Consider the following 26,483-nt stretch of genomic DNA (forward strand, 5'->3'; position numbering starts at 1 on the left):
AAAAATTAACACCCCTGCGTAACGCTTGATAATCTCAAAGATTGACCACCGAAAATAAAACCCATCTGTTCAAAACATCAGATGGGTTTTTGATTTTAACAATTGTTAGTGACTCATTTATGAAAACTTCGCCAAACCTTGCTTAAGATTTGCCAGCGCCTTACTTGGTGAAGTACTAGAAGCTATTTATTGCTTAAATCAAACAGAAATAATCGGCTCTAAATACTCGATTGGCGCGTCCTTTCTGTTACAAAAATTTACAATTTCATAGCTACTTTCGTCAGCCAACACCGCACGAATGAGCATATTATTGACCGCGTGACCTGATTTATACGCCGAAAAGTGCGCCAAAATCGGATGTCCGATCACAAATAAATCACCCACCGCATCAAGCATCTTGTGACGGACAAATTCATTAGGGTATCTTAGACCGCCTTCGTTCATCACGGACGTGTCATCGAGCACCACAGCATTATCAAGGCTGCCACCCAATGCCAAATTACGCTCACGTAGATACTCAAGATCTTTTAGGAATCCAAAGGTGCGCGCCTGCCCAACTTCACGAGCAAAATTCGCTGTATTAAAGTCAAGTGTGGTTTTTTGGTCGGTGGATTTGATCGCTTCGTGATTAAAGTCAATTTCAAAATCCATCAAAAACCCATCATTATAAGGTGTAAACTGCGCCCATTTGTCACCATCTTCAACGCGTACAGGTTTTAGGATTTTGATGAATTGCTTGGCTTTATTTTGCTCTTTGATGCCTGCTTCATGGATGAGATATAAAAAAGGCGCTGCCGAGCCATCCATGATGGGAATCTCAGGCGCATCGACCTTGATGATTAGATTATCTAGACCACAGGCCGCCACCGCTGATAGCAGATGCTCTACCGTGCCAACACGTGCATCGCCTTGCACCAGATTCGATGACATCATCGTATCCTGCACCAAATTGGCACTCATGGGAATGCGCGCGCCGCCCAAATCCGTACGCTCAAAGACGATGCCCGTGCCAACGTCAGCAGGCACAAGCATCAAACTGACTTCTTTACCGCTGTGCAGTCCGATGCCGGTTGCTGTTATCTCGTTCGCAAGGGTGCGCTCATATACCATGTTTATTCCAAATGTTACAAATTATATTGCAAATAGTGTACCACTTAGTCGCAATTTTGTCATCTATCGCCCATGTAATTGCTTCATCATTATAAGGATTGGCGTTCATTCGCTGTGCACTACACCAATCACGACTACCGATAAATGACGGCTCACAAGACAATAAACAGCGTGCTAAAATGCCTTGCTCATTTAATAATGGGTCATTCATTGCGCTGGCAATAATAATTTGTTGTCCGCTCAAATCAAGCGTTAAACGACAATCATACGCACTGGTTTTATAATTGCCGTTCTTGGCGTTGGTCTTTCTCATGCGACTGGCTTCCCCCTCACTCCAAAGCGTGGTAAAACTTGATAATGAGTTACCCACTGTATCAGCTTTTAGGCTATAACCCCCAAAGAATTGCCCCGCTTCACTGGTTGCCCATGATTGGTTCTTTACCGTACCACTAATAAACCTATCCAAAATAATCTCTGTTGTAGCGTCTTTAATGATAGGGGCGTTATTAACTGGTTCATGATGAAAATTTAAATAATCCGCTTTCTCCTTGCCCTTTAGGTTTTCTTTGGCATTTTGCCATTCTTGCACGTCTTGGATAAACTGCTCATAAATGCGCTGGCTATGCTCATAAATGGCTTTATAGGCTAAGCGGTTAACTTGTGTTTTACCTGCGCCTGATGGGGCTTGGGTAAGCAAAAACAAGCTTGCGGGCTTATGCTCGTAACCCATAGGGGCATTAACAAAAATTTGCCCAATGGTGGATAACGCCCCTAATACGCTTTGCCCTGCCATGCTGTGCGGTGTTTGGCTATACCAAGCGATTTTCTCAACTACGCTTTGTAAATTCCCAAAGGCTTGCACTGGGTAAGGGTTGCACCGCTCAACACCCACGCTAAGCGGTTTTACTTCGCCCCATGCTTGTGTATGGCGTTGGGTGTTGGTTTCATCTGATAGCAGTTCATCAAGTGATTGGCTTTCTAGTGCTGTGCTAACGTCTGCAATGGTGCTGATGACTTCCACGCCTACAATGCTTGCCAATCTATCTATCAAGTCTGATTGGTCGTGGGTGGTCAAGGCGTATTGTGGGCGGTGGGCTTTTACCATTTGGGCAAAACAACCACCTGCAAAGCTGGGCAAGGTTAAGACTTTAACCGACTTACCGCCAAGCGTTTGCAATGATAATTTATAAGCGTTATCTATCCCAATAACCGCCAAGACAACTTCCCCGTCAAGCGATTTTTGATTGGCGGGCATTAGGCAAGCATGATTTTGATAGTCTCTTGCCATGTGTGGGCGTTGTTCGGTGCTCGGATAGCAAATAAGGTTATCTATTTCCCCCGCTGGGTTAATCATAGGGAATACCAAATCAAAACCGCCATCATGGTCATAACGCCTTACCCGCTCAAATGGCAAATGATGTAAATCGTCATGGGTAAGGCTCTCATTGCCTTTGGGTGCTGGCAAAGTGTCATAGATTAATAGATTGTGATTGCTCATTCTCGCCCCCATTCTTCCATATCCCATATCAGTTCACTCAACAAGTCATGGACTCTTATCACGCTTTCATCATTTGCAACCTCTAATGGGTATTGGGGCAATTCTTTGGCAAGCTCCTGCAATGTCTCTATGCCTACTGCTATTTCTTCGGCTGTTTGTCTAACCAATGCCAATTTGTCTTGTGTGTTCATTCTCGCCCCCCATCTATCACGCCCAAAGCGTAACCGTGCATTATTGGGCTTGTGCTGGCGTCCCATTCATCAGTAAACATTGTGTATTTAAATCGCCCAATGCTAACTTCTGGATAATCTTGTTTAAGCTGGGTAGCGAACGTGTGGGCGGTGTCAAAGTCTGTAAATTCTTTAAAAATGCCTAGTTCTTTGCATTGAACCAAATAGATAACATTGCTAATCATCTTACACCCCCAAAGCTTACTAATGCGCCCCAAATGCGCTGTAAGGCGTTTTGGTGCTTGGGCTGGGTGTTTGTGCTGTCTGATTGGCTGGCGTGCTGTTTTAGGGCTTGTATGGCGTTATAAATGGCGTTTGCACGGTCTGCATAACCCATATACGGATTATTGGCGTGCATGGCGTTATAATGCTCATATTCAGCAGTAAGGACGGCTAGGGAATGGGATAAAATGGCGTTTGCGGTCATGATTGACGCTCCTATGTGTTTAGTTAGTGATACCACCCCATTAATAGGGTGGCGGGTCTCAACTACCGCACATATACGGCTGGGGCTATTTCCTTTCGGTTTTGTATTTACCCCTATCAACCCGCCATAAACTGATGATACTGTGCAAGTATCTTGTAATGACGATAGATTTACACCTGTGGAATGTGTAGGCGTAAAAATAGCCAATGTATGGCGGTTTGGCTTTACCGATATGTGTTTAGTAGTGGCGGTATTATCAATCACGCCCGCTACTTTGGCAAGTGAAATAAATTCACGGTTTGCCAGTATTTCATTATTTAATTTCATGATATAATTTACCTGCAATATCGAATTAAAAAACGTTGGTTTTTATCGCTCCTAGTGAATGGTTAGGGGCGTTTTTTTATGCCTACTTTTTTTGGGTGCTGGCGTGGTCTGCCAGCTTTTGGATTTGGCTGGCGTGAACTTCTAGCCTGTTGGCGATTTTATCCAGCGCATTTGATACACGGCTGTTATTGCTGGCTTGGCTGATTTGTTTAAGCACGGTTTGGCTGGTGGTTAAATCATCAGATAGTTTATTTAGATAGTCTGATAACATGGTTTATTCTCCTGTTTATTGGTGTTTGGGTTGTTTTTAGCACTTGGTAAACTCCCCCGATACTGCTCGCAAAATTACCGTCATGGGGTGGTTTCTCATTGCGCCAGTTAAATGCCTTGCTTGGATTTTAAGGCGTGGCAAGATTTGCGCCCCAAACGCTTTCAATCTCGCCCGCCTTAACTTTGGCAATATAATCACGTTCCAGCCAATATGATGAAAACCGCGTACCATTTGGTAGGTTAATCAAGCAACTTTGAACGGGTATGCCATAGATTAACCGTAAGTCGCTAACGCGCTGGGGTAGGCAAAACATATTAAAAAGCTTGTAGGCTTTTTGATTGTCTAGGGTCTGCCCCGTCATCAGATAATCAAAAATGGCTTTGCGCTGGCTCATGCTTCCCCCTGTTGGTTGTTTAACCATGTATGAATATCGCTGTTACGCCATACGGTCACGGTGGGGCTTAGTTTGATTGGCTGGGGGAATTTGCCTTGTTTTACCCATGCCCAAACAGTGCTTTTACCGATTGGCAAGAATGGCAATAGCTGGGCTAATCGGCTCATGCCGTCTTTGGGTAGGCTGGCTTGTGAATTGCTTTGGTTCATGTGATACGCTCCTAAATTGCGGTGGATTTAGGACGTATTGTAGGGGGTGGATATACCGTTATGGCAATACCATAATGGGTTACGGTTCGCACCGTTACGATAGTGTTACGGTAGCTTTGGGCAATAAAAATCCCTTGCAAATCAAGGCTTGCAAGGGGTAACGGTAAAAGTTTATTTTTGGTCTTGATGGCGTATAATTTTATCAATCCATAACGCTTTGCTTGGGTCAATACTGGGATATTTTTCAACTATCCATTGTTTGATAAATTCTTGTTTTGGCGGCTGTTCGGGATTTTGCCAATAGGTATTCATCACATCAAACAAGGCGGTTAATGCGGTGTTGGTGTAAATTGGTTTTTCCACATCAGCAGGCGTGCTGTTTTGCATGGCAAGCTTTTGTTCAAGCTGTTTTTGTAACTCTGCAATCTGTTTGGCTTGTTCCGCTATGATGTCATCTTTGGCGGTTATCTTGTCATGCAAATCATCAATATAAATACAAGTATCTACACCACCCGTTCTAAATTCAATTGATTTATAATTATCGTTTGTCATCTTTGCCCGTTGCTCAAGCATAGAAATTTTATTTTCCAGGTCGGCTTTTGATGGCTGATTAAAAATAGTGTCTAATTGGGCTTTTGGAAATAATGGCTCAACACCAGCCCAACCCCTATTATTATCATCAAGCAATATAAAAGATGGACGTTCTCGGCTATCGGACGCATTGCACTCATATTCAAATAATTCATAGGGTCTGAAATAATGCCTATTATCTATGTAAAAATCATGCCGATAATTATTACCTTGATTATAAAGCGTGCTTTTGGATAGCCAATCCCCTAGCATGTCATCATCAAAAAGCAGTGTTAAACTTTCAGGATTTCTAAAAATATCTATTTTTTCTGAAAAAGGTCTTGGGTCATTCATAAAATTTTCATCATATAAATTAACCCTGCCATAATAACGAAAAACCAAATTTAATTTTCCGCTTACCACCAATTCTTTTAGAAAATTATGAAGTTTGTAACAGTTTCGGGGGTTGTTTGTATTAAAATTTCCTATGCCCTTATCCGCCAAATATTCTGCAACGTCTTCTATATCCAAAAACTCTTTAAAATCATAAATTGCCATTTCATACCTTACCATACCTTACCAAATAAAAGTGCAAGGCGTGGCGGTCTAAGGTATGAAAAATAACCGCTGTTCGGGTAATTACTCCTAGCCTTGCAAAACTGATTAACCGTGATTTAATAACCACTCTTTAAAGAATATATCGTCAATCTCATACACGCCATTACCAACCTTGAATAACAAGCCCTTTTTAGATAGCGAACGTATGGCGGATTGTATGTGCTGATTGCCAATATCCACGCCCAAATGCTCGGTTAATTTGTCTTTGGTGGTTTGGCTGTATAGCTCGCCTTGCCCTGTGGCAATGTGGGTTAATAGGTATTGCCCTATGGCGGTTAAATCGTGATAGATAACCGAATAATCTTGGCTTACCTGTATCTCGTCCAACAGCTCATCTTTGGCGGTTGTAATGTCTAGCATGGGATTTAGTGCCATGCGTTCAATCAATGCCCTAGCCATTTGTGGGCTTTTGTTCATAGCAACAAACGCACTCCATAGCCCATTATTATCCAAATCCCTTTTAGTGGTGTGATAAAACACGCCCGCCAAATGGTCGGTGAATGCCTTATCCAAATCAGGAAAAGTTAAATTTTGCCCATAATGAAAAAATGGGGCGGTGCTTGATGAAAACATAAGCCGTAACTGCTCACGGCTTGAACCTGTAAAGATGACTTTAATTTTATCCTTATTGGTATCTAAGGCGGTGCGTAAACTGGCTATGATGGGGTAATGGCTTGCCCCTGCTAATGCCTGTATCTCGTCTAGTAGCAGTAATATGGGCTTGCCCTGCCCTGCTAGGGCGTTTAGGCTGTGTAGTAGGTCATCATTGCCCAATGCCTGTAATTCGGCTTTAAAGCCTTGTATCTCCACGCTTGATAGGTGGCTTAGGCTTTTGGCTATCTTGCCCTGGCAAAAGGCGTTAAGCTCATAAATAAAGCGTTTTTCTACATTCTCGCCATTATCCAAAAAGCTAAAATAAAACACCTTGTAATCATACTCTTTGGCAAGGGGCGTAATGTCTTTTAACAAAAATTCGGTCTTGCCCTTTCGTCTTGGGGCAAAAAAGGTTAGGGCATGGGATAAACCGCTATTAAAAAGGCTTAAAACCTGCTCGGCTAGGGCGGTGCGGGGGTAATGCCAAATGTCTTTCATGGGGGGCTTAGGTAGTCTTAGATTGTCTTAGATGATAGCAAACTAATTAGTTTTTAGCAATCTAAAACCATCTAAATTGCGATAATTCAAATTTGAATAACCTATTTTGGGGATTTGCAAATGATATAAAAAAAGCTCCAAACTGGGGCTTTTTGTTTTAGTGGCTCATTGACAAGCGTGTTCTATCAGCTTTGCCCATTCTTTCATCATCTGCACGCGGTAGGGCAAGTGTTCCGCCCCATTGTATGCCATGCTGACTTTATCCGCTTTGGCGTGGGCTAATTGTAATTCTATACACTCATGATTGTATTGCAATTCATGTAATTTGGTGCTGGCAATGCCCCTAAACCCGTGTCCCGTCATTCGCCCTTGATAGCCCAAACGCTTTAACGCCTGTGTTAGAAAATTCTCACTAACGGGCTTTTTGGTTTTGGGGTTATAAAACACAAATTCATCACTTAGCCCCATTGCCTTAATTTGGTGTAAAATCTCTATGGCTTGTGGGGCAAGTGGTACGATATGGGGCTTACCCATTTTCATGCGCTCGGGCGGTATTCGCCAAAGGTAGTTATCCCAATCAATTTCCGCCCATTGCATAAAGCGCATTTCTATGGTGCGCACAAAGGTCAGGCAAATAAATTTAAAGGCAAGTTTTGTAAGCGGTTCACAAGTGGAATGATGAACATGGGAAAAGAATTGGGGTAATTCGTGAAATTCTAGGCGCGCAAAGTGTTCTTGTTTTCGTTTGGTTAGGCGTTTTTCCAGCCCGTCTGTTGGCGGTAGGCGGTCATATAGCCCCTTATCCCTAGCATGGCGGAATATTGCCCCTATTTGCCTAATGGCTCGTTTTGCCATGTCATACGCTCCACGCTTTTCAATGCGTTTGGCAATATCTAGTATCATCACAGGCGTAACAGCGTTTATGTCCAAATGGGCGATATGTGGGGCAATGTCATTATTATATTGGCTCAAATCCTTTTTGTGCGTAACTTTTGATACGGTGTATTTACCCTTATTGATTGGGTTGTTACGGTCTCTTTGGGTGTGGTATTCGTTCGCTATATCGCCAAATAGCACCGTATTAGGCTTAGCGGTCTTAGGGTCTATACCTTGTGCTAACTTCTGTTTTATCTCTAAGGCTTGTAGGCGTGCTTGTTGTAGGCTAATTGTAGGATAACGCCCTAAAGTGATATTAGTTTGTCTGCCATGATAGCGATAGGCAACCAACCAAACTTTTGTTCCTGTTGGTCTTACTATTAATTGTAAGCCGTTGCCGTCTGAATGCTTATCAGGCTTATTTGGGGTGCAATCAGTGGACGGCTTTAACCGTTTTATGGCGGTATCTGTTAGCATGATTTGCCTTGTTTGTTGGTATAAGGATTTTTATACCAACAAATATACCAACAAAAAACATAGATTTCAATAGATAGCCATAGACTACAAAAGACAACAAAAAGGCTTTAAACCTTGAAAAATAAAGGGCTATCGCACGATTGTGGATAGCCCTGGATTGTTGTTTGGTAGGCGTAAACGGACTCGAACCATCGACCCCCACCATGTCAAGGTGGTGCTCTAACCAACTGAGCTATACGCCTAAAGTGCTGCTATTTTAACAAAGTTTTGAAATTTTGCAAGTATTTTTTTTAAGTTCAATCCAAAGCATGGATATTAATCGGTGTCTTATACGGTCTATTGGGCAGCTCTTGCACCAGTTTGGGCACCAGATAACCCGACAGACTCTCGAGCATCTGCCAATAAATCTCAATCGCACGCTCAATCAGCAAATCAAAATGCGCCGCCCCCTGAACTTTATCCAACACGTGTAAATAATAAGGTAAAATCCCCGCATCAAATAACGCATGACTAAGCTCAATCAACGTCTGAGCGTGATCATTCACACCCTTTAGCAGAACCGTCTGATTTAATAAGACAACGCCGGATTCTCTGAGTTCGCGGCATTTTTGCTTAAGAGATTCATCAATCTCATTGGCATGATTAATATGCAACACCATGACGATGCTTTTTGGTGAAGATTTTAGCAGGCTTAGCAGTTCATCATCCACACGATTGGGTAGCACCACAGGCAGACGTGTATGAATGCGGATGGTCTTGACGTTTGGGATGGCGTTTATGGCATCGAACCAAGCTGTTAGGCGTCTATGATTTAAATTCAGCGGATCGCCACCACTAAAGATCATCTCATCAACATCTGGGCAGCTTGCCACATAGTCGGCAATACGAGCGATCTCTTGAATGCTTGGCATGTTCGCATGGTAGTCAAAATGCTGACGGAAACAATAACGACAATGCACCGCACACGCCCCCGTTGTGGTAATCAGCACACGGTTTTTGTATTTATGCAGCAGACCCTTGATTGGGTTTTGCTCATTCTCTTGTAGAGGATCGGCAGTATAGCCAGCGCTTGCCACAGTTTCTTTGATGTCTGGCAGAACCTGCAGCAGCAGCGGATCACTTGGATCACCTTTTGTCATCTTTTGAATAAAGGCTCGCGGCACTCTTAGCCCAAAACCCTTAGGCTGATAAGGCGCATCTGGAAACTCTATCTCAAGCAAATCACACAATTCAGCCACATCCGAAACACCGTCAGCCAATTCACTTTGCCAATCACCGTAAGCAGAATCAACATCAATGGTCAATATTTTTGAAAAATCATTCATTATCTTTTGACAATATTCAACAAAACTATATATAATGTGCTGTTTAGCGACATTTGCGAAATGCTGGGTATTATATCGCACTTTCGCCAAAATTTATTTTTCTTTTTTAAAGGTAATCATCATGGCAAGTTATTCTACCAATGATTTTAAAGCTGGCCTAAAAGTCATGCTTGACGGCAACCCATGCTCAATCATCGAGAACGAATACGTTAAACCTGGTAAAGGTCAAGCCTTTAACCGTGTTAAACTTCGCAACCTAAAGACAGGTAAAGTTTTAGAACAAACCTTCAAATCTGGCGACAGCCTAGAAGGTGCTGACGTACTAGATACCGAAATGAACTATCTATACAACGATGGTGAGTTCTGGCACTTCATGCACCCTGAGACTTTCGAGCAAATGCAAGCTGACAAGAACGCCATGGGCGATGCAGCACAATGGCTAAAAGAGAACTCAAACGCACTTTGCACCATCACTCTATTCAATGGCGCACCGCTAAGCGTTACCCCACCAAACTTCGTTGAGCTACAAATTGTAGAAACCGATCCAGGTCTGCGTGGCGACACCTCTGGTGGTGGCGGCAAACCTGCACGTCTAGAGACTGGCGCGGTGGTGCGTGTACCACTATTCGTACAACAAGACGAAATCGTAAAAGTCGATACTCGTACTGGCGAATACCTATCACGCGTGTAATATGTGATGCACACCCATAAAAAATCCCCAATGCTTCATTGGGGATTTTTTGTGCTTAATGCTATTGCTTAGCAATCAATCTTAGGCATTCTGACACCATCACCATGCCCACCACAGACGTAACTGCGACTGCTGAGCCGTAACCACCACAATTCAGACCGCTTTCACACGCTGTTGCCATTTTTAATTGTTCGGTTGAATAGACGCATTTGATACCGAATTTGCCTTTTGATTGGCTAATATTTTTTTCTTTGAGTTTGTTTCTTAATTTTGCCAATAATGGATCTTGGGTTACGTCTGTGAGATCGTCAACTTTGATTTGCGTTGGGTTAATTTTACCACCCGCCCCACCAGAGACGATGAGCTTAATTTTATTAAATCGGCAATGCAGCGCCAAAGCAAGCTTGGCATTCATGTCATCGACACAGTCTAACACGATTACATTTTTACCTTGAGCAGCCAGGGCTACTGCCTCTTCTTTATTGGGTAGAATCTGCTGAACGTTATCTACGGTCAAAAAATCATCAACCAGATTCAGCTCAAGGTTAGGATTGATTTGCCTAAGTCGTGCCGCCATTACCTCAATCTTCGACTCTCCAAGCGTACCATCTAAGGCAGGCAGCTGGCGGTTGATGTTACTCTCAACCAATACATCCAGATCGACCAACGTAATCTCCCCCACCCCTGTTCTTGCCAGACCTTCTGCTGCCCAAGAGCCCACGCCACCAACACCAACCACATAAACGTGAGCATTGATAAATTTCTCAAATCCATCGCCATAAAGCGTTCGCGTACCAGTGAATCGTCGAGCGGTTAACATGTCATTCATCATTCATATACCCAATTTTGGTGCAGCGCCTCATTGCTGTTCTGCCATAGCTGCCTAGCCAAATTCTCTTTATCCATATCAAACATCGTCGCCAACTCATCAAGCACATACACCAAATTAGCAGGTTCATTGGACGTGCCCAAGTGCTGGCAAGGCACCGGCATCATGTCGGGGCAGTCCGTCTCAATCACGAATGCCTCAGCGCCATATCGCTTAAACACACTCATCACAGAATTGCGTAATTTCTTAGCATTGGGGTTGGTGATTTGCCCCGTAATACCAAGCTTAAATCCCATCTTCACAAAAGCTAAAGCCTCTTGTTCGCCGCCACTAAAACTATGAGCGATACCACCCTGAACGCTGGCGCGGTATTTATGATCTTTTAAAATCTGCAGGACTTGAGCGTGCGCTTTGCGAATATGTAATAAAATCGGCAAATCATGGTGTTTGGCAAGATGAATTTGCTCAATAAAAAACCGCTTTTGCTTTTCAAAAATATCTGACTGCGTCAAGGTTTTTGGATAAGTATCTAGACCAATCTCAGCAATAGCGATACTGCTGTACTTCCTAATAAAATCATCAAGCAACATCAGGTCAGAATCCGACTGCTCCATGATGTACAAAGGATGAAGTCCGAACGCCAAATGAGCCTGAATGCCTTGGTGGCTGCTCTTGGCAAAATCCGCCATTTGGGATTTGACTTTTACCATCTGATGAAAATATTTCGCCAAAAAACCAATCAACACCAGATGCCTAATGCCCTGTTCATGAGCACGTTCAGTCATCAACATGCGATGTTCATCATACTCAGGCACGTCAAAATGCGTGTGCGTATCAATAAGTCTAATCGTCATGTTGCGGCTTTTTTGAGCTGCTACGTCTCGGCAGTATCAATAAAGCTGCAGCGAGGGCCAGTTTGAACAATGTTGATTTCTTCATGGTTTCTTGCGTTTTTTAATGGGCTTAAATACCTGCTCATCCAAATGCTGCGACATATCATTCAACAATGAAGTCGAATGATATGGCACCAGTGCGGACGGCACAACATTACGCGCAGCGTCGATGTGCTTAATTGAGTCATCAAAGAAGATATGCGGTGCAAAGGTTTGCAGTACCTTCGTCTTATTTAGACCACCCAAGAAAAAAGCCACATCAACACTCACACCCCATTCACGCAGCGTCTTAATCGCTCGCATGTCAGCAGGTGCATTTCTGGCAGTAACCAAGGCAATACGGATCGGATTATGCACCGCATCTTCGGTCTCATTGGGTAATTTATTTTGTAGCTTAGATAGCTTAATAAGAAAATCCGCATAAGGGCCTTTCTCCATCGGCAAGTCAGCCATCTCATTCTCATGATGGTGAAATGCCTGCAATCCTTGCTGCTTAAACACCAGCTCACCCGCCTCATCAAATAACACAGCATCCCCATCAAAGGCGATGCGAAGCTGCTCAGTGTCAAGCTCTGACGTATCGATCGAAGTCGCATCAAGAATCGCACAAGCGCAAATGTTCGCATCCGCCACTTTCTGGGCGTCTTCGCGATTGGTCGTTAAGAATAAGTCAACATCAAAATCCTTAATATAATCCGCCACCGAAGCGCCAGAAATAAAAGCAGATCGAGTGATGCCCAGCTCATGTGTGCGAATGGCATTAAGCACCTGTATGCCCATGTCTGGCGTAGATTTAGAAACGATCACCACCTCAACAAAGGGCGATTCATCATGATATTCCTTATCATCCTGATATCGATTTAAATTCAAAAGCGCCTTAATAAGCGGATAGCCCGTTCCATGATTTAAAGGTTCATTCTCGCGCAAATGCATATATTCACGGAATTTCTTGGCAGCCGTCTCTTCGTCCTTTTTTGTTAATTCAATCAGTTTGGCTTCTGCTTCGGACAAATCAAATAAGGCTGTCGCCGAAATCGCCACAATTAAAGTCTGAGAAAAATCTACCGCCATACCATCCCCTTTCTAACATTCTATACGATATAAGTGACCTTGTCTCTCAGTCACAACACCATGTGTATTGATGACAATTTGAAAATTATTGTTGTTATTCTTGGATAAGGTACAATATTTGATATTGCCATAATTCCCACGCGGCTTACCCGTATCACCCATGAATTTCATATAATTGCGTGATAATGAGGCATTCATTTTAATTATACCATGTTTTAAATACAAAGATTCGCTGCTAATTATATAATCTTTGGCGCCTAATCTATTGTCTCTATCATTATCTACGAAGACAACAAATCTTTCTTGAGCACTCCTACTGCATTCATTCTCGCTATTCATAGCACAAATGATAACATCCTTACCTCTTGAATAACTCTCTATCTTTGCCAAGCGAATTGCTTCATGAAGGTGTTTCCTTGTTGTATGTGATTCCATACGCTCAAACAGAGCGGGAATCATAGGGTAAGCAAAAAATAGTAACACAGAAACAATCAATAGGACAACGATTAATTGAATGAACGTAAATCCAGATTCTGCTTTTATCATAATATCGCCATACCTAAAACCCCCAACTTTTCAGTCAGGGGTTAGGATAAATAAAATGCTGACGATGACCTACTCTCACATGGGCGAACCACACTACCATCGGCGCTAAGACGTTTCACTTCTGAGTTCGGGAAGGGATCAGGTGGTTCCATCTTGCTATTGTCGTCAGCGTAAAAGGATTAACAACGCTGTTTATGAGTCTGTTGTTTTGTTTTTATTCAAGATTGATTCAAGCTTGTTAGGTAAAATCTTTACACTTATCTCATACTAAACCACTTGGGTGTTGTATGGTCAAGCCAAACGAGCAATTAGTATTGGTTAGCTACACATGTCACCATGCTTCCACACCCAACCTATCAACGTCGTAGTCTACAACGGCTCTTTAGGGAAATCTTATCTTGAGGTGGGCTTCCCGCTTAGATGCTTTCAGCGGTTATCCCATCCGAACGTAGCTACCCGGCGATGCTTCTGGCGAAACAACCGGAACACCAGAGGTTCGTCCACTCTGGTCCTCTCGTACTAGGAGCAGATCCTCTCAAATTTCCAACGCCCACGGTAGATAGGGACCGAACTGTCTCACGACGTTCTAAACCCAGCTCGCGTACCTCTTTAAATGGCGAACAGCCATACCCTTGGGACCTGCTTCAGCCCCAGGATGAGATGAGCCGACATCGAGGTGCCAAACACCGCCGTCGATATGAACTCTTGGGCGGTATCAGCCTGTTATCCCCAGAGTACCTTTTATCCGTTGAGCGATGGCCCTTCCATACAGAACCACCGGATCACTAAGACCTACTTTCGTACCTGCTCGACTTGTGGGTCTCGCAGTTAAGCGCGCTTTTGCCTTTATACTCTTTGAACGATTTCCGACCGTTCTGAGCGCACCTTCGTACTCCTCCGTTACTCTTTAGGAGGAGACCGCCCCAGTCAAACTACCCACCATACATTGTCCTTAGATCTGTTAATCTCAAGTTAGAACCCCAACATAACCAGGGTGGTATTTCAAGGATGGCTCCATGGCAACTGGCGTCGCCACTTCAAAGCCTCCCACCTATCCTACACAAGTTAGGTCAAAGTTCAATGTAAAGCTGTAGTAAAGGTTCACGGGGTCTTTCCGTCTAGCCGCGGGTACACAGCATCTTCACTGCGATTTCGATTTCACTGAGTCTCTGCTGGAGACAGCGCTGCCATCATTATGCCATTCGTGCAGGTCGGAACTTACCCGACAAGGAATTTCGCTACCTTAGGACCGTTATAGTTACGGCCGCCGTTTACTGGGGCTTCGATCAAGAGCTTCGCATACGCTAACCCCATCAATTAACCTTCCAGCACCGGGCAGGCATCACACCCTATACGTCCACTTTCGTGTTTGCAGAGTGCTGTGTTTTTAATAAACAGTTGCAGCAGCCTGGTATCTGCGACTGCCAACAGCTCAGGAAGCAAGTTCCATCACCATCGGCAGCGTACCTTCTCCCGAAGTTACGGTACCATTTTGCCTAGTTCCTTCAGCAGAGTTCTCTCAAGCGCCTTGGTATTCTCTACCTGACCACCTGTGTCGGTTTCGGGTACGATTTGTTTATGACTATCGCTTAGAAGCTTTTCCTGGAAGCAGGGTATTTGCCACTTCGCCAGTAAACTGGCTTGCTATCAGATCTCAGTAATAGTCTAGCGGATTTGCCTACTAAACCTACCTACATCCTTCCACCTGGACAACCAACGCCAGGCTGACATAACCTTCTCCGTCCCTCCATCGCATCATAAACAAGTATCGGAATATTAACCGATTTCCCATCGACTACGCCTTTCGGCCTCGCCTTAGGGGTCGACTCACCCAGCCCCGATTAACGTTGGACTGGAACCCTTGGTCTTCCGGCGAACGGGCTTTTCACCCGTTTTGTCGTTACTCACGTCAGCATTCGCTCTTGTGATACCTCCAGCATACCTTACGATACACCTTCACAGGCTTACACAACGCTCCCCTACCACTTAATTGAAACAATTAAATCCGCAGCTTCGGCTCCTAGTTTGAGCCCCGTTACATCTTCCGCGCAGGCCGACTCGACTAGTGAGCTATTACGCTTTCTTTAAATGATGGCTGCTTCTAAGCCAACATCCTAGCTGTCTGTGCCTTCCCACATCGTTTCCCACTTAACTAGGAATTTGGGGCCTTAGCTGGCGGTCTGGGTTGTTTCCCTCTTGACGACGGACGTTAGCACCCGCCGTCTGTCTCCCGGATATCACTCATCGGTATTCGGAGTTTGCATCGGTTTGGTAAGTCGGGATGACCCCCTAGCCGAAACAGTGCTCTACCCCCAATGGTGTTCGTCCGAGGCGCTACCTAAATAGCTTTCGGGGAGAACCAGCTATCACCGAGTTTGATTAGCCTTTCACCCCTATCCACAAGTCATCCCCTGGCTTTTCAACGACAGTGGGTTCGGTCCTCCGGTGCCTGTTACGGCACTTTCAACCTGCTCATGGATAGATCACTCGGTTTCGGGTCTATACCCTGCAACTTAATTCGCCCTATTAAGACTCGGTTTCCCTACGGCTCCCCTAAACGGTTAACCTTGCTACAGAATATAAGTCGCTGACCCATTATACAAAAGGTACGCCGTCACCCAACAAGTGGGCTCCGACTGCTTGTATGCACACGGTTTCAGGTTCTATTTCACTCCCCTAACAGGGGTTCTTTTCGCCTTTCCCTCACGGTACTGGTTCACTATCGGTCAGTCAGGAGTATTTAGCCTTGGAGGATGGTCCCCCCATCTTCAGACAAGATTTCACGTGTCTCGCCCTACTTAATATGTCGCATTTGCAGTTTCGCATACAGGACTATCACCTACTATGGTTGGCTTTCCCACGCCATTTTGCTACTACAAGTTTGATCGGCTACTCCCCGTTCGCTCGCCGCTACTTGGGGAATCTCTATTGATGTCTTTTCCTCGGGGTACTGAGATGTTTCACTTCTCCCGGTTCGCCTCCTAACCAAAGGTTAGGATAGCCAACTTATGTTGGCTGGGTTTCCCCATTCAGAAATCGCCGGGTCACAGGATATTGCCACCTCACCGACGCTTATCGCAGGCTATCACGTCTTTCATCGCCTCTGACTGCCAAGGCATCCACCATGTGCACTTCATTACTTGACCATACAACCCCAAAGGGTCTTTAATGTATGGGTAATGTGTAACGATTCACCTATGTTTACGCTTGATTCAGTTCTCTTTACTTTAGGTGATTGTATTGGGTACAATCACCATGGTTAATTATTTGTTGGAATTAAATAATTAACCCAGACTCATATATACGTTGTTAAATAGTGATATAAACTTCGTCAGTTTATAAAGTTAAAGCATAAATAAGAAATCTTATTTAAATTGCTTATGTATGCTTTTGATGTTTAATAATGGTGGAGTTAAGGAGAGTCGAACTCCTGACCTCCTGCGTGCAAGGCAGGCGCTCTACCAACTGAGCTATAACCCCATTTGTTAATGGTGGGTCTAATAAGACTTGAACTTATGACCCCCGCGTTATCAACACGGTGCTCTAACCAACTGAGCTATAGACCCGTTTTAAACATCTTACTAAAGAACAACTTGTTGTGAATTCTTGCCAATCAGATAATATCGTTAAGGAGGTGATCCAGCCGCAGGTTCCCCTACGGCTACCTTGTTACGACTTCACCCCAGTCATCGACCCCACCGTGGTGAGCGCCCTCTTGCGTTAGGCTACCCACTTCTGGTGAGATCAACTCCCATGGTGTGACGGGCGGTGTGTACAAGGCCCGGGAACGTATTCACCGCAGCATTCTGATCTGCGATTACTAGCGATTCCGACTTCATAGAGTCGAGTTGCAGACTCTAATCCGGACTACGATTGGCTTTTTGAGATTAGCATCACATCGCTGTGTAGCAACCCTTTGTACCAACCATTGTAGCACGTGTGTAGCCCTGGTCGTAAGGGCCATGATGACTTGACGTCGTCCCCGCCTTCCTCCAGTTTGTCACTGGCAGTATCCTTAGAGTTCCCGACCGAGTCGCTGGTAACTAAGGAAAAGGGTTGCGCTCGTTGCGGGACTTAACCCAACATCTCACGACACGAGCTGACGACAGCCATGCAGCACCTGTATGTAGATTCCCGAAGGCACTCCCGCATCTCTGCAGGATTCCTACTATGTCAAGACCAGGTAAGGTTCTTCGCGTTGCATCGAATTAAACCACATGCTCCACCGCTTGTGCGGGCCCCCGTCAATTCATTTGAGTTTTAACCTTGCGGCCGTACTCCCCAGGCGGTCTACTTATTGCGTTAACTGCGTCACTAAGTCTTTAAAAGACCCAACGACTGGTAGACATCGTTTACGGCGTGGACTACCAGGGTATCTAATCCTGTTTGCTACCCACGCTTTCGAACCTCAGTGTCAGTATGATGCCAGGAAGCTGCCTTCGCCATCGGTATTCCTCCAGATCTCTACGCATTTCACCGCTACACCTGGAATTCTACTTCCCTCTCACCTACTCTAGTCACCCAGTATCAGATGCAGTTCCCAGGTTAAGCCCGGGGCTTTCACATCTGACTTAAATGACCACCTACGCTCGCTTTACGCCCAGTAATTCCGATTAACGCTTGCACCCTCTGTATTACCGCGGCTGCTGGCACAGAGTTAGCCGGTGCTTATTCTGTAGGTAACGTCAGGGCTTGTGGGTATTAACCACAAGCTTTTCCTCCCCACTTAAAGTGCTTTACAACCAAAAGGCCTTCTTCACACACGCGGCATGGCTGGATCAGGCTTTCGCCCATTGTCCAATATTCCCCACTGCTGCCTCCCGTAGGAGTCTGGGCCGTGTCTCAGTCCCAGTGTGGCTGATCATCCTCTCAGACCAGCTACAGATCGTCGCCTTGGTAGGCCTTTACCCCACCAACTAGCTAATCCGACTTAGGCTCATCTATTAGCGAGAGCTAAAAGCCCCCTTTCTCTCGTAAGACGTATGCGGTATTAGCCATCCTTTCGGATGGTTATCCCCCACTAATAGGCAGATTCCTAAGCATTACTCACCCGTTCGCCACTAATCATATCTAGCAAGCTAGATAGTCATCGTTCGACTTGCATGTGTTAAGCCTGCCGCCAGCGTTCAATCTGAGCCATGATCAAACTCTTCAGTTTAATCTTTTTAAGATGCCTATTAAGTATCTTAGTAAACTAAGATAAGTTAGGACTTGGCTCATTTATTATATTACTAGCAAAATTTGATACTTAATGACTTAATTTATTAAATTAAGAAACAAGCATCTGCTCATCGTGTAAATGAATTAACTTTGAGTATTTTTGTCTTAATAACTAATAAATGAATATTTATATATTATTTATTGAATTATCTTGTATTGACAAAAATCCACACAAGTTGTTCTTTAGTTTGGATTTTAAATAGTGTATGATACATCGTCTGCATCATTATCATTAATCAAGGCTGACCATTTTATCACATTGTTTTGTGATGTCAATCTTTTTTTTGAAATATTTTAACCAACTTGCTTTGTTATTTTTTGCAACTAGGTTGCGTTGGAATGAGTGCGTATTATACAGATTTATTTTTGACTGTCAAACACTTTTTTGAAAAAATTTTAAAATTTATGATGAAATTTTTATAAGTGGTTGATTTTAAGATATTTTTATACATACGCACTCAGAAATTTATCTTGCTAGCTCATCTCCCTAACCTTAATCTCAATAAAGTCAATCTCTTCATCAGAAAGCCCATATTTGGCATAAAGCTGTTTATCAATCTCACGAATGGACTGAGACCAATCAATATCAGAATCGGCGGTAAAATCTTGTAGGGGGACTTTTGACCAAGTATTTTTTGATTGATTGTTTTGAGTAGTTTTCATAATTCCCAACATTGCTCTACCAAATTTGGATTTGATATATTTAAGTAATGCCTGTGATTCAAATTCTGTTTTAAAATTACCCAAACTAACAAATGTCTGGTTATGTCCAATGAAAGGTTTTCCTATTACAGGGGTAGATAATATTTCACCAAATGCTCCTGTACCATTTGCACCCGTAACAAATACTTTCCATCTGTCTAAATTTGGGTGATTAGCGATATATTTTCTTTTTACCCAGAAATAAATCCTTTCATTATTTAAACGACCATAAATTTGAACATAGTCCTCACGATTATTTGGTTGTTTCTCAAAGAAAATTTCAGGATAACGAGTAAAAACACTTGATGAGACAGCTTTTGCATGTGATTTGTCTGTTCTACCAATAAGATTCGGATTTTCCACAAACACATCATCTGTAAATCTATAACTATCTGGACTATAAACAAAATGACTAATAGTTTCTTTGCTAGTTTTGCGAACCTTTTTGAATATATTTCTCAACTCATCAAACGCAATAAAAGTATCTATTGAACCAAAATTTTTATTAACATCACGATAAATAACAACTACACCGCCCTTAATATCTGTATTTAAAAAAACTTCATCACTTTTTGGATTGAAATACAAAACGCTAACGTGCTCATCATTCAACATCTTGCTGTTCCAAGATTTTGGAGTTGCCCCTTGATTTGATAAAAATCTTGCTGGGGAAATGAGACAATATTTATTGCTCATTTTTTCAGATAATTCATAAAAATAATGATAAACAGGCACCGCTTGGTTATTATCCCCAATATTCTCATCTTGATAAGGCGGATTACCCACAATTACATCAAATTTCATTGCTTTTCCAAAAATTTCAGTTAATTTGTCATTAAAATTTAATTCACCTTTGGCGTATGGCGTGGTATCCAATTGCACAATATGCGAATGCTCAAAATCTAAGGTTTCATCAAATCCCAAAATAAAGTTTTTGGCGATATTATAAATAATCTCACTCGGCGCAAAGCCATAGACTTGATGGGCAAAAATATGCTTCAATCTTTCTTTTGGATTTGGGAATGTATTTTCCAATCCCATATAAAGCCGTTTGACAATCTCGGTAATATAAAGCCCTGATTTCATATACAAATCAGCAAATTTTAGATTAGGGTTACTAAAAATATCAGGATTTTCTTCTTCAAACTTATCCATCATCATTTTTACGACTTTTTTGGGCGTAAAAATCTGATTGGTGCGTTGGGGAGGAATATAATCAAAAATATCTTCCACTTGATGTTCATCAAAATAATTAGCAAGGGCAAAGCGTTTATTTAAAAACTCCTGCACCGCATTGTCAAAAACTTGCTCATCAAAAAATTGATGTTTATCTCTTAATACACGAAATTGTTCAAGCGTAATGCCTGTTACTTCTTTAAATACCGCATCCGAAATGTGCGAATCAAAATTTGCCAAAGTGGTATTTTTATCGCCATACGCCATCAAAAATGACGGAATGGTGCGACTAAATCCACGCAACCGCCCACGCACATCATCTTCCACTTTATTCTGTTTATTTTGCTCGGCTTTTTGCAAAATGGTTTCGGTGCTGTGTTGGGTAAATTCGGCGACTTTTGTACTCAATGTTTCGCTGATTTTATTTTGCAAATCTTGATTGATGACTTGCGTTTTGGCTTCATAATCATTTTGGATTTGCTGTTTTTCGTTCTCGGTTTTGGCGGTTTTTAATTCATTTTCAAATTGAGCTTTGGCAATATTTTGCTCAATTTCACTTTGTTTTTGAATTTTGTGCACTTCATACTCAAAGGTTTGAGTTTGTTCTTTAACCACTTTGTCGGCAAATTTTTCGGTCAAACCATTTTCTTTTGCCAACTCTTTAAAGGCACTTTGCGTGCTTTGTGTGATGATATTGGTTAATGTATTTGCTAAATTTTCATTATTTAACTCATTGTTTTGAATAATATCTTGAGTTTGGGTTTCAATAGTGGCATACACTTTTTCACCAAAACGAGCATGATTCGTGTTAATCACGATTTCATTATCCACTACCGCATAGCCGTCACTATCCACCTGCACGCCTTGTGTATCTATCGGTGTATTGGTTTTTTCTTTATTGATTTTGCCATTGTCATAATATTCAAATTGCTCTATGATTTCACGGACTTCGTCAGACTGAGCCGAAAAAATCCCTGAAATATTTTGGAACAATAAATTACTCATAAAGCCCCGTTTTACCACTTCGGTCGCTTTAAATACTTTTGGAATGGTCAAAACTTGATTGACATCAAGCTCCACCATTTTGCCTTCGCTATCTTCGGCAATGACGGGAAAGAAATTTAATAACTCCTTGATGTTATTTTCTCTTTCATCTGTTGTGCCATTACCATTTGAAGTTTTTAGCGATAAATTATTGGCAAATTCATCATAAATCGTTAGCGTACGCTCAGGTGCAAAATCAAAAACATAGGCATTTTTCTTTTGATAGAATTGCCCATCTTTTTCATATTGCCACGCATTTTGTGCTCTAAACGCTGTTTGCATATACAAAGCAGGCGATTTTAAATTAGAGAGCATTAAAACGGCTGTCCATTCTGGAATAGTAATGCCTGTGGTTAATTGTCCCACCGATAAAGTAATGGTTTTGTCGTTTTCTTGAATGGCTTGTTTTACGCGGTCTAGGGCTCTACCGCTAATCATATCATTGTCATCACCACGCCCATCGCCAACCGCTAAAATGATTTTGTAATTTTCGAAAACAGGGTGATTTTTTAATAATTTGGCTAAGGCCTTGGCACCATCCACACGATTTAACAGCCAAAAAGAATGTTTGATTTCATCTCGTAATTCTTTGGTAGAAAATGGATATTTTTCATTTTGACTTAAAGTATTTAGCCATTTTTCTACTTCTTTTTTATGAATGAAATTGCCTTTATCATCGGTGGCAAAAAATTCATTCAAATCAAAAGCAAAATCTATATTATCACCGCCAATATCCGCTCCTTGATTAACTTTATCGCTAATCATTCGGCTCATTTGATAGCTGAATAAATTCAAAGTCGGCAAAGTCGCATAAGGATTACTGTCTTCATCATCAGCCCAATTTAATTTGGCGGATTGCTCATCGGCATAAGTCCAATTATAAATTTCATCTTGAGAAAATTGCCCGCCTGCCAGTGCTTTAAATGGTGTGCCTGATAAATGTAATGTAAAATCACGATTGATATTATCAAAAGCGACATCAGTTTTGAGAGTATCCACACCTTCATGGGCTTCATCAATAACGAGCAAATCCCAAGTGAGCTTTTTAACCCAATCCAATTTATCAAATTGCCCACCAAAATGGATTGAGCCTTTTAAATCTTGCAAAGAAATAAAAGCAATCATACTCTTTTTGCCATTGGGCTTTGTCATTTGGTCAAGAAATTGTTCACGATTTAAAACAGGGCGTTCTTTTAAACTATCGCTGGTCGAAACAAAAGCAAAATCCGTTTGCCATGCAATAAACTTTTCAAAATCATCAAACCAAGAATTAGCAATCGCAGGACGATTAGTAACAATTAAAACTTTTTTGGCGTTTAATTTACAAGCTAAATCATAAGTGGTTAAAGTCTTGCCAAATCTGGGTTTGGCATTCCACAAAAATTCGCCATTTGGATTATCTTTAAAATAAGCCAAAGTTTTATTAACCGCATCTAATTGCTCTTGGCGTAATTCATATTCTGATGAATTATTTTCTTGTGAATAATTTGCACTCACAAAATCATAAAAATCTTGCAAGCTTTTTTGGGGCGTACCATTATAGAAGAACCATTCTGTTCTTCTATGCTCGCCTTTTTTGTTCTCAATATTTTTATGGCGTCTTAAATAGCTGTGCAATTGATGATCGGTAAAATATTCATCATTATGCAATTTTGCAATTTCGCTCCATAATAAATCATAGCTCAAATCTACTGTTCGCACCTGCTCTTTAATACGAGTATGCACACTTGATTTTTCTGTATAGCCAATCTTTACCCAACCTTGTTTATCTGTTACGGTTGGCAAGGTATAAGCATAGATTTGTGGATAAATCGCTTTTGCAGTTGTAATTTCAGTTCTGCTCATTTGATAACTCCTCATCAAAAAATACCATTTTTCGTGTTTTCCAATCTTTGATTTTGATACGCTGACCTTGATGAATCATGACGATTTTCGGTTTTACATCATCAAATAAATCAGCTTGATGATTGAAAATCGTTTCTCTTTTTTGCGTTAAAGGAATGCATTGCGTTAATCCATCCATTTGAAAAATGTTATAACTGATGATTTCAGCGATTTGCTTTAATAATTCATATTCTGGTTCGCTACCCCATTTGTCCACATAATAATCACGATAAGTTAAAAGCAGATTTTCACGAGCCAGCAATAAAGAATCACCATTCCATTCAAAGCCAAAACTGGCTTGATAAGATTTTTTGGCAAATTCTTGCCATTTTTTCTTATTATTAATTTCTTGATTGATACGGCGTAATTTTCTATCCAAAAATCCAACTCGTTCATCTAAATCAATGATTTCACCCGTAGCCATTTCATAACGATTAGCAATATAAGGCGCTTCTCCGCAAGTAATTTCTAGCCAAGTTCTTGATATATAGGTGATTAAATCGTCATTTAAAAAATTTTCATCTAAGGCGTCATTTTGCTTTTTAACAACCCAACTGGGCGTAAATACTTCCGCCTTAGATTTGGTGCGTTCTTTTTGTTGTTCTTTGGATTTTAAGGCTCGTGGTACGATTAAATTCCCCATTTTACCCGTAATCAAATTGGGCGTAATTTGGCAAGTTGCTCCATAATTTTCGCCAAGTTTTAAATAATTATTATTTGCCCAAATGATATTTCGCTTCTTTTTGGCATAAAAAGAAGTCGTTCTATCTCTTAATAAAGTATCTAGGATTTCTGATGAATATTGATATAAATCGTCTTCTGATAAATTAGCAACAGAAAAATCAATAAGGTGTTTTTGAATGGCGGTACCCATCATTTTGCACCGCCCTCTTTTGATAGATTTTGGGTAAATTTTAGGCACGAAAAAAGCCCGTGCAAAGACGGACTTTTATTTGAAAATAGGAAATTTAAACCGTTAAGGTATTGACTTTTAACGGATTTTAGGAATAATTTAGCTGAACGCTGAACGCTGAACGCTGCGCTCAGCGCTGAACGCTGAACGCTGAACGCTGAACGCTGAACGCTGAACGCTGAACGCTGAACGCTGAACGCTGAACGCTGAACGCTGAACGCTGAACGCTGAACGCTGAACGCTGAACGCTGAACGCTGAACGCTGAACGCTGAACGCTGAACGCTGAAGTAGGATACGATCATTTTAACGCTTGTCAATAGTAAAATCACCAAACAAAACACACTCATTATACCCAACCATCAAGACTTATCACGACTTCTTGGCAAAGAATGTCATCCAAAAACCCGACAGTGCATAAATAATGCCAATCGCCAATATACCCACGGGCAGATCATAAAGCGCCGCACCCATGACAAGCACCCCAATGATCAATGCCACGAACGGAACTTTCTGGCGGTCAAATTCCTTAAAGGAGTAATACTTAATATTACTCACCATGAGTAATCCGCAGATCACAACCCATGCAGCAAAAACAAATTCTGCCACACCGATATTATTGCCCACGCTTCCCAACCAATCGGCATGATCAATCGCAACCATGACACTTGATGCCAACAGAATGGCAGCCAAAGGACTTGCCAATCCGATAAAGTACTTCTTGTCAACTTCGCCAATCTGCACATTAAAACGCGCCAAACGAAACGCCGCGCAAGCTGTGAACACAAAAGCGCACGCCAAACCAAAGCGTCCTAACTCGTGCAGGGCAAATTGATAAACAAGCATTGCGGGTGCAAGTCCAAACGCGATGCAATCCGCCAAACTGTCAAACTGCTCACCAAATGGGCTTTGTGCATTTAAGATGCGTGCAGCTCTCCCATCCATGCCATCAAGCACAGCGGACAGAAAAATTGCTAAAGCCGCCTTATAGTAAGCACCTTCACTACTAGCGACGATGGAGAAAAACGCACACAACATAGATGCAGTGGTGATAAGATTAGGAACGAGATAGACGCCCTTTCTTACTTGTCGTTGCCCATCAATGGCCTCACTTTCAACAACTTCAAAAGTGATGCCGCCTGCATCATCAAAGTCATTTAGATGATTGTCTGACTTCTTCATACATCATTCTCCGACCAGCCATTTCACGACCGCCATGTCTTCAATAGTCATGTCAGGTGCATCTGCTGGTTTTAGAATTGGCGCGAGTGTCTGCAAAATTTCTTTGGCGCGCACATCAAACTGCCAAGGCGGATTAATAATGTGCAATCCTGTGCCATTCATGCCCACCGCCACATCATTAGGATATAAATTTAGCTCACATACCAGCTGACGACGGATTTCGGTACGTTTCATTTTTTTGTAGAACAGTTCTACCGCTTCTTTGTTCTTAATGGGATACCACAGCACAAATGTGCCCGTGGCAAATTTCTTATAGCTTGCCACAAGCAAATCCACCAAACGGCTAAAATCTTTATGCTCTTGCTCAAATGGCGGGTCAAGCAGGATAATACCACGCTTCTCTTTTGGGGGTAGCACGGCAGGCACGCCTTCAAAAGCGTCACGATGATGAATTCCAATAGGGAGCTGATAAAGCTGATAGTTTAGGGCGTCATACTCGTCCGCCACCGCTTCAAAGGCTTCGGCACGTAAGGGGGCGTTGTCCGAATGGTTTTGGGCATGATTGGCAATCCACCATGGCGAGCCAGGGTAGACGTGTTTATCATAGGTCTTGCGAGCGGTATCAAGATCTAACAAATACTCAGAGATGGCTTTTGGCGGTGTGCCAAGATCGGCATTCTCTAGCGCAAGAATGCCTTTATTTGCCTCACCAGTCTTAGCTGCCTCTGTGCTTTGTAGCGAGTACAAACCGCGTCCACCATAAGCATCCAATACATAATAAGGCTTGGCTTTGGCGGAGAATTGAGAAAGCAGCTGTAATAACAAAATATGCTTGGCAACGTCAGCGAAGTTACCTGCATGATAAGCGTGTTTATAGTTCATGTTGGTCTATTATGGTCTGTGTTTTTTG

Annotated in this window: 22 protein-coding genes, 3 tRNA genes and 3 rRNA genes; 1 reads left to right on the top strand and 27 read right to left on the bottom strand. The window is 42.4% G+C overall.

The window, feature by feature from the left end; translation table 11 throughout:
* Positions 1 to 198 precede the first annotated feature (198 nt).
* The 13 genes from lpxC to epmB all read right to left on the bottom strand — a co-directional run bounded on the left by lpxC (position 199) and on the right by epmB (position 9,424).
* Positions 199 to 1,110: a UDP-3-O-acyl-N-acetylglucosamine deacetylase gene (lpxC, locus tag AAX10_RS07335; protein ID WP_046700265.1), complete on the bottom strand. Its 912-nt coding sequence runs from the start codon at positions 1,108 to 1,110 to the stop codon at positions 199 to 201.
* Positions 1,100 to 2,608, bottom strand: a complete 1,509-nt coding sequence (locus AAX10_RS07340; RefSeq protein WP_158580340.1) for a DUF3987 domain-containing protein — start codon at positions 2,606 to 2,608, stop codon at positions 1,100 to 1,102. Before AAX10_RS07340 ends, lpxC begins: the two co-directional genes overlap by 11 nt.
* The gene (locus tag AAX10_RS07345) at positions 2,605 to 2,799 is read right to left on the bottom strand and encodes a hypothetical protein (protein ID WP_046700266.1); all 195 of its coding nucleotides are present in this window, start codon (positions 2,797 to 2,799) and stop codon (positions 2,605 to 2,607) included. The genes AAX10_RS07340 and AAX10_RS07345 overlap by 4 nt, the downstream gene beginning before the upstream one ends.
* Complete coding sequence (locus AAX10_RS07350; protein ID WP_046700267.1) at positions 2,796 to 3,023, bottom strand: hypothetical protein; 228 nt, start codon at positions 3,021 to 3,023, stop codon at positions 2,796 to 2,798. Before AAX10_RS07350 ends, AAX10_RS07345 begins: the two co-directional genes overlap by 4 nt.
* Positions 3,020 to 3,592 carry a hypothetical protein gene (locus tag AAX10_RS10185; protein WP_193550990.1) on the bottom strand — a complete coding sequence of 191 codons (573 nt, stop codon included), beginning with the start codon at positions 3,590 to 3,592 and terminating at the stop codon, positions 3,020 to 3,022. Before AAX10_RS10185 ends, AAX10_RS07350 begins: the two co-directional genes overlap by 4 nt.
* Positions 3,593 to 3,674: 82 nt before the next feature.
* Entirely contained in the window at positions 3,675 to 3,863 is a 189-nt protein-coding gene (locus tag AAX10_RS07360; RefSeq protein ID WP_046700269.1) for a hypothetical protein, read from the bottom strand.
* 127 nt (positions 3,864 to 3,990) lie between these two features.
* The gene (locus AAX10_RS07365; protein WP_046700270.1) at positions 3,991 to 4,257 is read right to left on the bottom strand and encodes a hypothetical protein; all 267 of its coding nucleotides are present in this window, start codon (positions 4,255 to 4,257) and stop codon (positions 3,991 to 3,993) included.
* Entirely contained in the window at positions 4,254 to 4,466 is a 213-nt protein-coding gene (locus AAX10_RS07370) for a helix-turn-helix transcriptional regulator (protein WP_046700271.1), read from the bottom strand. The genes AAX10_RS07365 and AAX10_RS07370 overlap by 4 nt, the downstream gene beginning before the upstream one ends.
* A 171-nt stretch (positions 4,467 to 4,637) precedes the next feature.
* Positions 4,638 to 5,594, bottom strand: a complete 957-nt coding sequence (locus AAX10_RS07375) for a hypothetical protein (RefSeq protein ID WP_080947108.1) — start codon at positions 5,592 to 5,594, stop codon at positions 4,638 to 4,640.
* Between the two features lie 105 nt (positions 5,595 to 5,699).
* On the bottom strand, positions 5,700 to 6,746 hold the full coding sequence (locus AAX10_RS07380) for an ATP-binding protein (RefSeq protein ID WP_046700272.1): 1,047 nt from the start codon (positions 6,744 to 6,746) through the stop codon (positions 5,700 to 5,702).
* Positions 6,747 to 6,911: 165 nt separating this feature from the next.
* Entirely contained in the window at positions 6,912 to 8,099 is a 1,188-nt protein-coding gene (locus AAX10_RS07385) for a tyrosine-type recombinase/integrase (RefSeq protein ID WP_046700273.1), read from the bottom strand.
* Positions 8,100 to 8,264: 165 nt separating this feature from the next.
* Positions 8,265 to 8,341, bottom strand: a tRNA-Val gene (locus tag AAX10_RS07390).
* Between the two features lie 54 nt (positions 8,342 to 8,395).
* On the bottom strand, positions 8,396 to 9,424 hold the full coding sequence (epmB, locus tag AAX10_RS07395; protein WP_046700274.1) for an EF-P beta-lysylation protein EpmB: 1,029 nt from the start codon (positions 9,422 to 9,424) through the stop codon (positions 8,396 to 8,398).
* Between the two features lie 121 nt (positions 9,425 to 9,545).
* Here epmB and efp point away from each other — a divergent pair, with 121 nt between their 5' ends.
* Positions 9,546 to 10,115, top strand: a complete 570-nt coding sequence (gene efp, locus AAX10_RS07400) for an elongation factor P (RefSeq protein WP_036365360.1) — start codon at positions 9,546 to 9,548, stop codon at positions 10,113 to 10,115.
* 61 nt (positions 10,116 to 10,176) lie between these two features.
* Here the strand turns inward: efp and AAX10_RS07405 are convergent, their stop codons facing one another.
* The 14 genes from AAX10_RS07405 to AAX10_RS07470 all read right to left on the bottom strand — a co-directional run bounded on the left by AAX10_RS07405 (position 10,177) and on the right by AAX10_RS07470 (position 26,455).
* Positions 10,177 to 10,944, bottom strand: coding sequence for a tRNA threonylcarbamoyladenosine dehydratase (locus AAX10_RS07405; protein ID WP_046700678.1), 768 nt, complete (start codon positions 10,942 to 10,944; stop codon positions 10,177 to 10,179).
* Positions 10,944 to 11,798 (bottom strand): TatD family hydrolase, encoded by an 855-nt coding sequence (locus AAX10_RS07410; protein ID WP_080947109.1) that lies wholly within the window; start codon positions 11,796 to 11,798, stop codon positions 10,944 to 10,946. The genes AAX10_RS07405 and AAX10_RS07410 overlap by 1 nt, the downstream gene beginning before the upstream one ends.
* 81 nt (positions 11,799 to 11,879) lie before the next feature.
* Positions 11,880 to 12,908, bottom strand: coding sequence for a 5'-nucleotidase (locus tag AAX10_RS07415; RefSeq protein ID WP_046700275.1), 1,029 nt, complete (start codon positions 12,906 to 12,908; stop codon positions 11,880 to 11,882).
* Between the two features lie 12 nt (positions 12,909 to 12,920).
* On the bottom strand, positions 12,921 to 13,454 hold the full coding sequence (locus AAX10_RS07420; RefSeq protein ID WP_046700276.1) for a GspH/FimT family pseudopilin: 534 nt from the start codon (positions 13,452 to 13,454) through the stop codon (positions 12,921 to 12,923).
* Between the two features lie 56 nt (positions 13,455 to 13,510).
* Positions 13,511 to 13,624, bottom strand: a 5S ribosomal RNA gene (rrf, locus tag AAX10_RS07425).
* 117 nt (positions 13,625 to 13,741) lie between these two features.
* Positions 13,742 to 16,600: ribosomal RNA gene (locus AAX10_RS07430) — 23S ribosomal RNA — on the bottom strand.
* A gap of 258 nt (positions 16,601 to 16,858) precedes the next feature.
* Positions 16,859 to 16,934, bottom strand: a tRNA-Ala gene (locus tag AAX10_RS07435).
* A 9-nt stretch (positions 16,935 to 16,943) separates the two neighbouring features.
* A tRNA-Ile gene (locus tag AAX10_RS07440) sits at positions 16,944 to 17,020 on the bottom strand.
* Between the two features lie 61 nt (positions 17,021 to 17,081).
* Positions 17,082 to 18,612 (bottom strand): 16S ribosomal RNA (locus tag AAX10_RS07445).
* Together the 16S, 23S and 5S rRNA genes with 2 tRNA genes alongside form the textbook arrangement of a ribosomal RNA operon.
* A gap of 536 nt (positions 18,613 to 19,148) precedes the next feature.
* Entirely contained in the window at positions 19,149 to 23,441 is a 4,293-nt protein-coding gene (locus tag AAX10_RS07450; protein WP_046700277.1) for an Eco57I restriction-modification methylase domain-containing protein, read from the bottom strand.
* Entirely contained in the window at positions 23,428 to 24,357 is a 930-nt protein-coding gene (locus tag AAX10_RS07455) for a hypothetical protein (RefSeq protein ID WP_046700278.1), read from the bottom strand. Before AAX10_RS07455 ends, AAX10_RS07450 begins: the two co-directional genes overlap by 14 nt.
* 135 nt (positions 24,358 to 24,492) lie before the next feature.
* On the bottom strand, positions 24,493 to 24,696 hold the full coding sequence (locus AAX10_RS07460; protein WP_149038878.1) for a hypothetical protein: 204 nt from the start codon (positions 24,694 to 24,696) through the stop codon (positions 24,493 to 24,495).
* 67 nt (positions 24,697 to 24,763) lie between these two features.
* Positions 24,764 to 25,573, bottom strand: coding sequence for a CDP-diacylglycerol--serine O-phosphatidyltransferase (pssA, locus tag AAX10_RS07465; RefSeq protein WP_046698534.1), 810 nt, complete (start codon positions 25,571 to 25,573; stop codon positions 24,764 to 24,766).
* Between the two features lie 3 nt (positions 25,574 to 25,576).
* Positions 25,577 to 26,455 (bottom strand): 23S rRNA (adenine(2030)-N(6))-methyltransferase RlmJ, encoded by an 879-nt coding sequence (locus AAX10_RS07470; RefSeq protein WP_046700279.1) that lies wholly within the window; start codon positions 26,453 to 26,455, stop codon positions 25,577 to 25,579.
* Positions 26,456 to 26,483 lie beyond the last annotated feature (28 nt).

The organism is Moraxella bovoculi, from assembly GCF_000988745.2.
GTDB lineage: Bacteria > Pseudomonadota > Gammaproteobacteria > Pseudomonadales > Moraxellaceae > Moraxella > Moraxella bovoculi.